Origin of the sequence: Nonomuraea sp. H19 (genome assembly GCF_052068215.1) — a bacterium.
Taxonomy (GTDB): domain Bacteria; phylum Actinomycetota; class Actinomycetes; order Streptosporangiales; family Streptosporangiaceae; genus Nonomuraea.
On the sequence record NZ_JBQHCV010000007.1, the window covers coordinates 362,547 to 375,282 of the forward strand.

Below are 12,736 nucleotides of genomic sequence, written 5' to 3' on the forward strand. Positions count from 1 at the left end.
TTCCTCTCAGTGTGCGGCGGCGATGGCGCCTGTCTGCTCTGCTTCGATGATCTTCCGCAGGACGTAGTGCTGCAGCTTCCCGCTGGGGTTGCGCGGGAGCGAGGTGCAGAAGCGCACATCGCGGGGGTACTTGTACGGCGCCAGTCGCCGCTTGACGTGGTCCTGGATCTCCTTGGCCTTCGCCACGTCACCGTCGACGCCGTCCCTGAGCACGATGAAGGCGCACACGATCGCTCCCCGCTCGGGGTCGGGCTCGGCGACGACCGCGGACTCGATCACGTCCGGGTGGGTGTCGATGACCGCCTCGACCTCAGGACCACCGATGTTGTAGCCCGAGGAGACGATCATGTTGTCGGTGCGTGCGCAGTAGTAGAGGTAGCCGTCCTCGTCTCGGTAGAAGGTGTCACCGGTGACGTTCCAGCCGTTGACGACGTACGTCTTCTGGCGGTCGTCGTCCAGGTAGCGGCAACCGACCGGGCCGATCACGGCCAGCCGGCCCTCGACGCCGGGAGGCAGCTCGTCGCCGTCCGGGCCGAGGATCGTCGCGCGGAAGCCGGGAACCGGCCTGCCTGTCGAGCCGGGCCGGATGTCGTCGCCGGCCGCGGAGATGAAGATGTGCAACATCTCCGTGGCTCCGATGCCATCGATGATCTTGAGCCCGATGTCCGCCTCGATCTGCTCCCAGATGCCCTGCGGGATGTGCTCTCCGGCGCTCACCGCGAGGCGGAGGCCGCGCAGCTTGTCGATCTTGCCTGCCTTCAGGATCTGCTTGTAGGCCGTCGGCGCGGTGGCCAGCACCGTGATCCCGTGCTCCGCGACGAGGTCGGCGAGCCGTGCCGGAGTCGCGCTTTCCACGAGGAACACGCAGGCGCCCGCCCGGAGGGGGAACACCACGAGCATTCCGAGACCGAAGGTGAAGGCTAGGGGGGCCGTGCAGGCGACCACGTCATCGGCGGCGAGCTGGAGAATCCCCCGGCCGAAGGTGTTGTCGATGGACAGGATGTCGCGGTGGAAATGGGTGGTGATCTTGGGGACACCCGTGCTGCCCGAGGTCGGCCCGAACAGGGCGACGTCGTCGGCGGCGGTGAGGACGCCGGTGAACTCCCCCGGCTTGGCCGCGCAGCGCGCGGTCAGGTCGTCGGCGCCGGAGCCGCCGAACGGCACCACCGTCAGACCGGGGGCACCGGAGTCGCGCACGAGCTCCACCTCCGCCACGAACCGGTGGTCGACCAGCGCGATCGCCGGCCGGGACTTGGCGACCACGGGGGTGAGGTCATGGGCGCGCAGAGCTGACATCGTCGTGACGACGACGCCCCCGGCCTTCAGCACCCCGAGCCAGCAGGCGACCGTCCAGGGGTTGTTCGGGGACCGGAGGAGAACCCTGTTGCCGGGCACGAGGCCGAGGTCCTCGACGAGTACCTGGGCGACCTGATTGGCGCGCCGCTGAAGGTCGCCGTAGGTCCACATCTCCCCCGCGTCGGTGCGGATCGCGGGTCGGTGGGGACCGAAGGCGGCGACCGCGGCGTCGATGATCTCTCCGGCCGCGTTGAGGCGGTCCGGGTACCGCAGGAGATCGGTCGTGAACTCCAGCCGCGGCCACTGCTCGATCGGCGGCAGGTGATCGCGGGCGAAGGTGTCGGTGTGGGAGGTGGGTGAGAGCCTCATCGGGGGTCCTTCCGGAGGCGTGGGGGCCGGCAGCATGTGGGGGGTGGTTCAAGGGAGGATCAGGAGGCGCGGATCACGCCTTCCTGGACGACCGTGGCCAGGTGTTGTCCGTCGCGGGTGAAGAAGCGTCCTTGGCCGACACCGCGCCCCGAGCCGGCGGCGCCGGCTTCCTGCGCGTAGAGCAACCAGTCGTCGAGGACTCCTTCGCCCGGGACCCGGTGGAACCACATCGCGTGGTCCAGGCTCGCGGTGACCAGGCCGGGCTGAGCCCACGGCAGGCCGAGCACGCGCAGCACCGGTTCGAGGATGGTGTAGTCGCAGACGTAGGAAAGGGCCGCCAGGTCGCGTTGCGTGCGGGTCAGGCCCTCGACCGGGCGCAGGTCGTCGTACGGCTTCACCCAGAGGGCCTGGTGCGGCGCCCGGTCCCCGTCGACGGTCAGGTAGACGGGCCCGGGAACGTGGCGCATGTCGAAGCCGCGCCCACCGCTCCAGTACGCCTTCGACTCCTCGGTCATCGTCCCGCCGGACCGCTCCTCGAGGTATGCGGCCGAGGAGGGCAGCGTGCCAGGATCCGGGACCCCGGGAGGTCGTACGGCGAAGGTGCCGCCGGGCTCACCGGCGGCGAACGACGCGAGCGCCACATAGATCGGCCGCCCGTTCTGGTACGCGCGGACCTGCCGCGTGCCGTAACCCCGGCCGTCGCGCAGCAGCTCCACCTCGTAACGGACCTCGGCTCCGATGTCGGCCGGGCGCATGAAGTAGGAGTGCATGGAATGCAGCGTCTTGCCGCCCTCCGAACCCTCCGGAACCGTCCGCATGGCGGCGGCCGCGGCCGCGGCCACCAGGTCACCGCCGTACGCCTTGGGCCACGGACAGGGCTGGGTCACCGCCGTGAAAGCCACGTCGTAGTGCTCCGGCTCGGACTCCTTCAGGGTCACGGCGGCCGTGAACGTCTCAGAAGTGGGGACGGCGTCGTGCCGGACCGGGGCCGTCACGGCCGCTCGACCCAGTCGCCCAGCGCCTCGTCCGCGACGTCGGCGAGATTGACGACGATGTTGTCCGGCGTGCGCGTGGTCATCCAGGTCAGCGGACGGTTGCGGTCCAGGTTGCACTCGACGTGGGGCATGAAGGGCGGGACGAAGACCCAGTCGCCTTCCTCCATGTCGATGTAGTCCTCGTACTTCTCGCCGAAGTAGATGCGCGCCCGCCCCGACAGGACGTATCCGCCGGTCTCGGCCTCACCGTGGTGGTGGGGCACCGAGCGGTAACCGGGCTCGTTGCTGACCTTCCCGAACCAGATCCGCCTCGCCAGTGTGTGCTGGGGACTCACACCCGCGATGCGCGAGGCACCCTCCGACTGGCCTGTCGTCAAGGACTCCAGCCCTCCTCGGGTGACGACCGGGACGACCAGGCCACTGTCGGTGGCGTACATCGAGTTGTCCCCTTCGAGCCGGTAGTTGCTGAGGTCTCCCTCAGTCGGATGCATGGTGACTCCTAAAACTCGGACTGAGGCGTATGCCGTTTTTTTCACGTACGTCATATAAAGTCAATGCCAGCACCGCGGCAGCCTGATGGCGGCGCGGACCGAGACCTGACGGAGGCGTGATGACCCCGATCCCTGTCAACCCGGCCGGCCTGCCGGCTCCGAGCGGCTACTCGCACGGAACCCTGATCGGCAACACGCTGTATCTAGGGGGCCAGACCGCGCTCGACGCGAACATGAAGATCGTCGACGGCGGCATCGTCGAGCAGTTCCGCCAGGCCTTCAGCAACGTCCTCACCACGCTCCGCGAGGCGGGGGGCCGGCCGGAGGACATGGTCAGCATCACGCTGTACCTCACCGACATCCCCGACTACCAGGCGCACGGCAAGGAGATCGGCAGCGTCTGGCGCGAGCTCGCCGGGCCCGTCTACCCGGCCATGGCCGGCATCGGCTGCACCGCCCTGTGGCAGCCGGAGGCGATGATCGAGATTCTGGGCGTCGCCGTCATCCCCGAGGACAGGCTGACCTTCGCGCCCTACCGCTGACCGGCCGCCACACCGTGGCCGCCGGGTTCATCGATCACCGAGCTCGTGAAGCGGTGCGCGGGCTCGGTCAGCCGGTGCTTCAGCTCATGGAACAGCTCAGCCGCGCGCACCCCGTACCAGTCGCGTGGCAGGAGCTCCGGCGGCAGCCCCGGATCGAGGAACGGCAGCCGTCGCCACGCGGTCAGCGCCCGCACATAGTCGCCGAACGCCTCCGCGTCACCGCCGGCGTCACTTCGCCGCCACCGATCCAGCACCGGGCCGAACGAACTCAGAAACTCGTCGTAGAGCCGTTGCAGCCCCTCCAGGTCCCACCACTGGCCCACCAGCTCGGTGACGTCTCCGAACGCCAGATAGTCGGCCTGGAACAAATCCACATAGCCCGACAGCTCGTAGCGCTCCAGCACCTCATGGGTCTCCTCGTACAGGTGGCGTGGCGCGATCCACACGCCCGACGCCGTCGTGCCGAACCCCAGCCAGCTCAGCCGCGACCGCAGCACATGCCGCTGCTGCCGCTGCGACTCGGGAACGCTGAAGATCGCGAGCAACCACCCATCCGCCAGCTCGGCACGCTGCCGGCCGAAGATCCGCTGATCGCCCTCGTCCAAGATCTCCCGGGCCTGCTGGGACAGGCCGTACCCGGCCGTGCCGTTGACCTTCCGAGCCTCGAGCAGGCCCCGGCGCTTCAACCGGGAGATGGCCGAACGCACCGACGGCTCGTCGATCTTGAGCTGCCCCATCAGCCGGATCAGCGCGGAGACGCTGATCCAGCCGCCGACCTCGCGTGCGTACAACCCGTAGATCGTGACAATGAAGGCCCGGGGCTGTGTCGACCTCGGCTCCGATCCTTCGGTCGCGCTGCTTGGCGTCGTCACGCAGACACGATATCGCCACCCCGGCCTATCAGGCCGATGAGCGCGGGGAGCAGTTCGGCGCGGGGATGCCTCCCGCAGGCCGGCACCGGCTTGCGGGAGGCGTTGCGGACGCCGGTTTCCCGGCCCTCGTAGCCCGGCAGGGGTCGTCGTCCCTGCGGGACAGGTCCGGCGGCCCAGGGCTGGGGTACGTCCGCGCGGGTAGCGTCCAATCATGGCCACCTTCGACCTGACCAGGCTCAACGCGGTCGTCTTCGACACCGACGGCGTGGTCACCGACACGGCGCGGGTGCACGCGGCGGCGTGGAAACACGTCTTCGACGGCTTCCTGCGAGGCCGCCGGTCGGCGCCGTTCGACATCCGCGCCGACTACCTGGCCCACGTGGACGGGCGGGCGCGGCTGGACGGGGTGCGGACGTTCCTGGCCTCGCGCGGCATCTCGCTGCCCGAGGGCGGGCCGGACGACGAGCCGGGCGCGGCGACCGTGCACGGGCTCGGGCTGGCCAAGGACGCGTTGTTCGTGAAGGAGATCGAGGAGCACGGCGTGGCGGCGTTCCGCTCCACGGTGGCGCTGCTGCACGAGCTGCGGCGGCGCGGCTGCCGTACGGCGGTGGTGTCGGCCAGCAGGCACTGCCGTGCGGTCGTGGCGTCGGCGGGCGTGCTGCACCTGTTCGACGTGCTGGTGGACGGCAACGACGCGGCCGAGCTGGGGCTGGCGGGCAAGCCGGAACCGGCGCTGTTCCTGGAGGCCGCGCGCCGCCTGGAGCTGCCCGCCGCCCGGGTGGCGATCGTGGAGGACGCGCTGCCGGGCGTACTGGCCGGGCGCCGGGGCGGGTTCGGCCTGGTCGTGGCGGTGGACCGGAGCGGCGCACAGGCGGCGGAGATGCGGGCCGCCGGGGCCGACGAAGTGGTCGGCGACCTGGCCGACGTGGGCGTGGCGGGCCGCGTGCCCGCGGGCCGGCGATGAACGCCTGGACGCTCGCCTACGAAGGCTTCGACCCCGCCGGGGAGGGGCTGCGGGAGGCGCTGTGCACGCTGGGCAACGGCAGGTTCGCCACGCGCGGGGCCACGCCGGACGGCGAGGCGCGCGCGCCTGGCACGTACGTGGCGGGCTGCTACGACCGGATCGACTCGGTCGTCTCCGGACGTACCGTGACGAACGAGGACCTCGTCAACCTGCCCGATTGGCTGCCACTGAGGTTCGCCACGCCGGACTCCGGCTGGTTCGCGCCCGAGCGGGCCGATCTGCTGGACTACCGCCACGAGCTCGACCTGCGGCGCGGGGTGCTGGCGCGGGAGGTGCGCTGGCGCGACGGCGCGGGCCGGATCACGGCGGTACGCCAGCGCCGGGTGGTGTCCATGGCCGACCCCTACCTGGCGGCGATGGAGTCCACGTTCACCGCCGAGAACTGGTCGGGTCCGCTCCGCGTACGGGCCATGTTGGACGGGCGGGTGGCCAACCACGGGGTGGCGCGCTACCGGGAGCTGCGCGGCGATCACCTGACCGGCCACGACACCGGCATCCAGGACGACATCGGCTGGCTGACCGCCGTCACCCGCTCCTCGCACATCACGATCGCGCTGGCCGGCCGGCTCGACCCGGTCCCGCCGCCGGGCTCGGTGCACAGGGAGTTCGATCGCATCGTCTCCGAGCACGTCCTCGAGCTCACCGAGGGGCGGCCGGTCACCCTCATCAAGACCGTGGCGCTGACCACGTCGCGGGACCATGCCAGCCACGACGCCCGCTCGGCGGCCCTGCGCCACGTGCGCCGCGCCCCGCACTTCGACGACCTGCTGGCCCGCCACACCGCCGCGTGGGAGCGGCTGTGGCGGCGCGCCCGGCTCGACGTGGACGGGCCCGCACTGTCGCGGCTCGTCCGCCTGCACATCTTCCACCTGCTGCAGACCCTCTCCCCGCACACCGCCGACATGGACGCCGGCGTGCCCGCCCGCGGCCTGCACGGCGAGGCCTACCGTGGCCACGTGTTCTGGGACGAGCTGTTCGTCCAGCCGTGGTTCAACCTGCGCTTCCCCGAGATCTCGCTCGGCCTGCTGCGCTACCGCTGGCGGCGCCTGCCCGAGGCCAGGGACGCGGCCAGGGAGGCCGGGTACGACGGCGCGATGTTCCCCTGGCAGAGCGGCAGCGACGGCCGCGAGGAGACCCAGGTCCTGCACCTCAACCCGATCTCGGGCCGCTGGCTGCCCGACCACTCCCACCTGCAGCGGCACGTCGGCCTGGCCATCGCCTACAACGTGTGGCATCACTACCTGGCCACCGGCTCCATGCCGCCGTGGTGCGCCGAGCTGCTGCTCGACATCGCCAGATTCTTCGCCTCCATGGCGGTGCGGCACGGCGAGCGGTACGAGATCCGCGGCGTCATGGGCCCCGACGAATACCACGACCGCTATCTGGGCGCCGCCCTACCGGGTCTGAACAACAACGCCTACACCAACGTCATGACCGCCTGGCTGATGACGCGCGCCCGCGAAACCGCCCGCCTGGTCCCCGACCTGGCACCGGCCACAGCCGAGCTGGAGCGCTGGGACGACATCAGCCGCCGCCTGCGCGTCGACTTCCACGACGGGGTGATCAGCCAGTTCAGCGGGTACGGCGACCTGGAGGAACTCGACTGGGCCCGCTACCGGGGCGTGCGACGGCTGGATCGGGCGCTGGAGGCCGACGGCGACGACATCAACCGCTACAAGGCCTCCAAGCAGGCCGACACCGTGATGCTGTTCTACCTGCTGACCGGCGAGGAGCTCACCGGCGTCCTGGAGCGGCTCGGCTACCCCGCCGAACCCGGCCTGATCACCCGTACGATCGCCTACTACGAGGAGCGCACCAGCCACGGCTCGACGCTCAGCGCGGTCGTGCACGCCTGGGTTCTGGCACGTTCCAACAGAGCGCAGTCCTGGCGCTTCTTCACCGAGGCCCTCTACAGCGACATCAAGGACGTTCAGGACGGCACCACCGCGGAGGGCATCCACCTGGGCGCCATGGGCGGCACGCTCGACCTGCTGCAGCGCTGCTACCTGGGCATGGAGCTGCGCCGGGACGGGCTGCGGCTGGACCCGCTGCTGCCCGCCCAACTCGGCATGCTGGCCCTGCCGATCCGCTACCGCGGGCGGCAGATCTTCATCGACGCCGAAGGGCGCGAGGCACGCATCAACGGCACCGTACGCCGTGTCTATAGAGGAGGAGAAGCGATCATGGCAGGCCCAGGTGATCTCGGACGACGCATCATTCACCACCGCCGGCGTCTGGGACTGACCCGCGAGCAGGTCGCCGAGCGGGCCGACATGTCGTCAGGCTATGTGAAATATCTGGAGGAGAACCCCGACACCCCGGACACCGCCGCGCTCTACCGTCTGGCAGGCGCCCTGGAGACGACGGTGGAGGGGCTGCTCGGCGGCGGCCTGGAACGACCGCTGGGGCGCGGTCGCGCCATGGCCCATCCGAGGCTGGAGGAGCTCGGCGAACAGGAGTGCCTGCGGCTGATCAAATCGGGCGGGATCGGGCGGGTGGCCTTCACCGGCTCGCACGGGCCCACCGTGCTGCCCGTCAACTACAAGACGCACAAGGGCGACATCGTCTTCCGCACGGCCGCCGGCGGGCCCATGGACCAGGACCTGCGGACAGGCCTGGAGGGGGTCGACATCAAGATCGCCTTCGAGATCGACGAAATAGACGAGATCAACAAGGAGGGGTGGAGCGTCCTGGTGCAGGGGCCCGCGCACCACGTGCCGGAGGAGGAGGTCGAGGACATGGCCGCCTGCGGGGTGACTCCATGGGCGGGCGGCGAGCGCGACCTCTACATCCGCATCACCCCACACCAGATCACCGGCCGCCGGATCCACGGTCTCTGAGCAGGCCTGGTCAACGTGGTGAGCCTCGCATGCGCACGCCACCGGCTCAGGGACGGATGAGGCGGTCCATGACTCTGCTCAGCGGGCGTTCGGCCACGCGGTCAGCGATCAGCGCGGCCGCCACCGCCGCCGACGCGATCAGCCAGGCGACCGGGCCGAGTGGCACCGAGCCGAAGAAGTGGCTGACCCCAGGGGTCTGGACAACGGCGGCCAGCATCGCCGCAGAGCCGAGCGCGCTGATCAGCACCGTACGGTCGCGCCCGCCGGCCTGGAGCGTCTGCGCCAGCTGGGTGCCGACCAGGGCGACGAGCCCGACGGTACGGGCCCGCGCCGCCGTTCCGGTGAATCTCGCGAGCGTCCAGCCGACCCCGGCGCCGACCGACGTGGTCAGTGCCCGCCGGGCGATGTCGTGGTTGAGTGCCTGGCCCAGCGAGCTCTCGGGCCCCTCTCTCAGCAGTTCCGCCGATGACCGCGGCGAGGGCGCGCGCAGCGCGATGGCCAGCGCGGGGGCCAGGTCGGTGAGCATGTTGACCAGCAGCAACTGCCGGGCCGACAGGGGTGAGGCGCCCGTGGCCAAGGAGCCGATCAGGGTGAAGCCGATCTCCCCCAGGTTGCCGCCCACCAGGATCGCCAGGGCCCGCCGGACCGACGCCCACATGGCCCGGCCCTCGGCCAGCGCCGCGACGATCGTCTCCAGCCGGTCGTCGGCCACCACGACGTCGGCCGCCGCCCGCGCCGCTGGGGTGCCGGTGCCGCCGAGCGCGATGCCCACGTCGGCGAGCCGTATCCCGGCCGCGTCGTTCGCCCCGTCTCCGGTCATGGCCACCGTCTTGCCGAGCCGCTGGAAGGAGCGGACGATCCGGACCTTCTGCGCCGGGGTACAGCGGGCTACCACGTCGATGGACGGAAGCCGCTCGTCCAGCTCAGCGTCGTCCAGGTCGTCCAGCTCGGGGCCGGTGAGGACCTTGGGGTCGGCCACGATGAGGTCGGCGGCGATGGCGGTGGCGGTGCTGGGATGGTCGCCGGTGAGCATGACGATCTGCACACCCGCCTCGCGCATCCGGGACACGGCCGGGCTGGCCTCCCGCCGTACGGCGTCGGCCAGACCCAGCAGGCCCACGAAGACCAGGTCGGTGACGTCGGCGTCGGCCGGCTCATCCCCTTGCGTGTTCGCACGCTCGGCCACGGCGAGCACCCGGTGTCCGGAGGCGGCCAGGGACTCCACTCGTTCCTCGGCGCGTCGCCGTTCCTCGTCGTCCATCGGGCGCTCGTCGCCGTTCATGCGGACGCGGGTGCAGCGCGGCAGCACGGTCTCCGGTGCCCCCTTGACGCTGAGCAACCGCGTACGCCCCGAGCGGCCGACGGTGGCGTGGAACCCTCGGGAAGGCTCGAACGGCAGCGCCGCCAACTCGCGCCAGCCCCGTGCGCCCGTCTTGCGCGTCACCCGCGCCCGGCCCGCTCCGGCGGCGACGGCGGCATCGGTGAGGTGGCTGTGCTCGCCGTTGCTCTCCTTCTCCGGCGTAGCCCGCAGTCCCACGGCGAGGACGCGGGTGAGCTCGTCGTCCAGTTCCTCCGGCGGCCGGTCGTGGTACGCGTCGCAGACGCGGGCCAGCCGAATCTCGCCCGCGGTCAGCGTGCCGGTCTTGTCGAAGCACAGCACCTCGACCCGGCCGAGCGCCTCGACGGACCGCGGGTCCCGCACATGTACGCGATGCGCGGACAGCCGCCGGGTGGAGGCCAGCTGGGCCGCGCTGATCAGGAGAGGGAGCCCTTCGGGCACGGACGCGACCGCGAGATTGACCCCCTCGCCGAGGGTCTCGCGCAGCGGCCGCCCGCGGGCCAGGCCGGACAGGGTCACGGCCACCGCCGACGCGACCGCGATCGGCGTGGTAGCCCGGGTGATCTCGGCCAGTCGTTCGGCCACCCCGCTGCGCGGCGCCTGGTCTTCGGCGGCCGCCATGGCCCGGCCCGCCTCCGTCGCCTCGCCCACGGCGACCACCACGGCCGTGGCGGTACCGGCGGCGATCGAGGTGCCCTCATAAAGCATGGACCGCCGTTCGGCCACCTCCTGAGCGAACACCGGCGCGGCGTCCTTGGCCACCGGTAGCGACTCGCCGGTCAGCGTGGACTCGTCGGCCTCCAGCCCGTCCGCGCGCGCGATGCGGCAGTCGGCGGGAACGACCTGCCCGGCCGACAGCAGCACGACGTCCCCGGGCACGAGATCGCGGGCGTCGACGTCGCGTTCCCGTCCGTCGCGCAGCACTCTCGCGGGCACACTGACGTGGCCCGCCAGCCCGGCCAGGGTACGCGCGGTCGCCGTTCGCTGGAACCCGCCGACCAGCGCGGACAGCCCCATCACCCCTGCCACCAGGGCGGCGTCCACGACGGAGCCGACTGCCGCCGAGCCCGCCGCCCCGGCCACGAGCACGGGGGTGAAGGGGTTGGCCAGCTCCGCCCCCGTCTCGCGCAGCAGGGACGGCCGTTTCGCCGTGGCCCTCCCGCCGGCGCGGCGGCGGGAGGCCTCGGCCGCGGGCAGCCCGCCGAGGCCGGTGCCCAGCTCGCGCAGCACCGTCTCTACCGGCATCGCGTGCCACGGCGTGCTGCTCGCCGAAGCGGGGGCGGGGGTTCGGACAGCACGCCGGGCACGCCACACACCCTGGCCGATCGACAGGCAGGTCACGGCGTGCACCGCCGCCAGGGCCAGCCTCGCCGAGCGGCTCGCCGGGGCGGTCAGCGCGAGCAGGGCGCCGACACCCGTGCCCGCGCGGGAGAGCCGCACCCCCTCCGCGGACACGTCGCGGGCCGCCGCGACCCCCGCGATCAGCGGCACCACGGGCTGCAGGTCGTCGCCGAGCAGCAGGTGAGCGCCCCAGGGCGGCGGCCCGTCCCCCATCGTTGCGACCCCGCAGTCCGCCTGCGCCAGGGCCCTGCCGTTCGCGGAGACCACCAATACCCCGGCCCCGTTCGCCTGCAACCGGCGTACCTGGTCGGCGTCGACCCGCGGCCGCAGGACCAGCCGCAGCCCTGCCGCGCGGGCGATGGCGATGGCGGCGTCGGCGTGCGGCAGGCGCTGCCGCACCGTCTCGGCGACCGCCTGCTTGTCGCCGTCGCGGGTAAGGGTGAGCTTCGCGCCGCGGGCACGCAGCTCCCACGGGCCGTGTGTCTGCCGGGCTCGCGGGCGCTCCGGGTCGAAGAGCCGGTACAGCCAGGTGGCGACCTCTTCCTGATCGGCTCCGTTCACCGACGCCACCTCGCCGATGACGCTGCGCGGCGAACGCAGGACGCGCTCGTCGAGCAGCACGGTGTCGATCCGGTCCAGCCGCCGCAGCGCCCGTCGATCGGCGACCACCACGCCACGCTGCGACAGCGCCGTGCCAAGCTCGGCGGCGTACGACTCCCGCCCCGCGAAGGCCGCCTTGGGCGTGCAGATCATCGCGGTCTGCACGCCCCGCCGCACGTTCATGGTCAGCAGCGAGCCCGCCACTCCGCCCAGTGGCGCCCCGCTGATGAGCTGGTCGGCGTACCGTTCGGCCGCGCCCTTCGGCAGCGCTCCCGGCCGTGGTCCAGGTGCGCCGGAGCAGGCGGCCCGCTCCGGCGACCCGGCCAGGCTCTCCTGCCTGGCCTCCCACGCGCCCTCCATGGCCCGCGTCTCCCGTACCTGCACCAGACGCTGCGCCAGGTCGGCCGCCAGGCCGGTCATGCCGGGGGCGAGCCCCTGCACCGCGGCGCCCGCGACGGGCAGCCATGCCTTCACCGCCGGGATCGGGATCGCCGCGTCGACCGCCTCCCGCAGCCGCGGCATGCTGGTGACCAGCGAGAGCAGACCGGCCGCCTCCGCGGGCAACGGCGTGCGACGGGTCAGCCACTCCACCCCTGTCGCGACGATGCCGCCGACGTCCGCGGCCAGGACCAGCCCTGGCGGTGGCTCCTCGGGCACCCGCTCCTGCGACTTGCCCGCCGCTCCCTCCTCGGCCTCGTCGAGCGCGGCCATCAGCTCCGCCGTGTCGGCCGGCGGATCGGCGAGCGCCACGATCGCCCGTCCCAGGGCGGCGTTGACCCGCGCCCAGCGCACCCCCGGCACGGCCTGCAGCGCGCTTTCGATGTCGGCGGCCACGGCCGGCTCACGCAGCAGCTCCAGATGGATCTGACCGGGGTAGGTCCAGGTGGATCGGCCCATGAGCGGACCGGCGAGAGTGCTGACAGCCTCCGCCGCCCGGCGCAGGGAACGCGTGATGCTTCCAAGGCCTAAAGTCATTGCGTCCCAGTACCCCACACTCCGCCGTCAGACAGCATCACCGATGAATTTT

The 12,736-nt window shown here is 71.9% G+C and carries 8 protein-coding genes; 3 read left to right on the forward strand and 5 right to left on the reverse strand.

The features are described from left to right. Window positions 1-6 precede the first annotated feature (6 nt). From ACTMTI_RS18100 to ACTMTI_RS18110, 3 genes are read right to left on the reverse strand one after another with little or no spacing between them, the layout of a single operon-like run. Entirely contained in the window at window positions 7-1,665 is a 1,659-nt protein-coding gene (locus ACTMTI_RS18100) for an AMP-binding protein (RefSeq protein WP_441121543.1), read from the reverse strand. Between the two features lie 59 nt (window positions 1,666-1,724). Then, on the reverse strand, window positions 1,725-2,660 hold the full coding sequence (locus ACTMTI_RS18105) for an acyl-CoA thioesterase (RefSeq protein WP_441121544.1): 936 nt from the start codon (window positions 2,658-2,660) through the stop codon (window positions 1,725-1,727). Then, a complete protein-coding gene (locus ACTMTI_RS18110; protein WP_441121545.1) occupies window positions 2,657-3,151 on the reverse strand; it encodes a cupin domain-containing protein in 495 nt (164 codons plus the stop codon). Before ACTMTI_RS18110 ends, ACTMTI_RS18105 begins: the two co-directional genes overlap by 4 nt. 119 nt (window positions 3,152-3,270) lie before the next feature. Between ACTMTI_RS18110 and ACTMTI_RS18115 the strand changes: the two genes are divergently transcribed. Continuing rightward, window positions 3,271-3,693 carry a RidA family protein gene (locus ACTMTI_RS18115; protein WP_441121546.1) on the forward strand — a complete coding sequence of 141 codons (423 nt, stop codon included), beginning with the start codon at window positions 3,271-3,273 and terminating at the stop codon, window positions 3,691-3,693. On the opposite strand, the gene ACTMTI_RS18120 is transcribed toward ACTMTI_RS18115, so the two are convergent. Beyond that, on the reverse strand, window positions 3,684-4,565 hold the full coding sequence (locus ACTMTI_RS18120; protein WP_441121547.1) for a PaaX family transcriptional regulator: 882 nt from the start codon (window positions 4,563-4,565) through the stop codon (window positions 3,684-3,686). The two genes, ACTMTI_RS18115 and ACTMTI_RS18120, sit on opposite strands and share 10 nt — an antisense overlap. Before the next feature lie 211 nt (window positions 4,566-4,776). Here ACTMTI_RS18120 and ACTMTI_RS18125 point away from each other — a divergent pair, with 211 nt between their 5' ends. Together ACTMTI_RS18125 and ACTMTI_RS18130 are read left to right on the forward strand one after the other, a co-directional pair. Beyond that, on the forward strand, window positions 4,777-5,529 hold the full coding sequence (locus tag ACTMTI_RS18125; RefSeq protein ID WP_441121548.1) for an HAD family hydrolase: 753 nt from the start codon (window positions 4,777-4,779) through the stop codon (window positions 5,527-5,529). Then, window positions 5,526-8,429 (forward strand): pyridoxamine 5'-phosphate oxidase family protein, encoded by a 2,904-nt coding sequence (locus tag ACTMTI_RS18130; RefSeq protein ID WP_441121549.1) that lies wholly within the window; start codon window positions 5,526-5,528, stop codon window positions 8,427-8,429. Before ACTMTI_RS18125 ends, ACTMTI_RS18130 begins: the two co-directional genes overlap by 4 nt. Before the next feature lie 46 nt (window positions 8,430-8,475). On the opposite strand, the gene ACTMTI_RS18135 is transcribed toward ACTMTI_RS18130, so the two are convergent. Then, window positions 8,476-12,606, reverse strand: coding sequence for an HAD-IC family P-type ATPase (locus tag ACTMTI_RS18135; protein ID WP_441121550.1), 4,131 nt, complete (start codon window positions 12,604-12,606; stop codon window positions 8,476-8,478). Window positions 12,607-12,736 lie beyond the last annotated feature (130 nt).

Excerpts from the sequence above, each read along its gene's own strand:
- ACTMTI_RS18100 (WP_441121543.1), bottom strand. The coding sequence starts at position 1,665 with ATGAGGCTCTCACCCACCTCCCACACCGACACCTTCGCCCGCGATCAC.
- ACTMTI_RS18110 (WP_441121545.1), bottom strand. The coding sequence starts at position 3,151 with ATGCATCCGACTGAGGGAGACCTCAGCAACTACCGGCTCGAAGGGGAC.
- ACTMTI_RS18115 (WP_441121546.1), top strand. The coding sequence starts at position 3,271 with ATGACCCCGATCCCTGTCAACCCGGCCGGCCTGCCGGCTCCGAGCGGC.
- ACTMTI_RS18125 (WP_441121548.1), top strand. The coding sequence starts at position 4,777 with ATGGCCACCTTCGACCTGACCAGGCTCAACGCGGTCGTCTTCGACACC.
- ACTMTI_RS18130 (WP_441121549.1), top strand. The coding sequence starts at position 5,526 with ATGAACGCCTGGACGCTCGCCTACGAAGGCTTCGACCCCGCCGGGGAG.
- ACTMTI_RS18135 (WP_441121550.1), bottom strand. The coding sequence starts at position 12,606 with ATGGGCCGATCCACCTGGACCTACCCCGGTCAGATCCATCTGGAGCTG.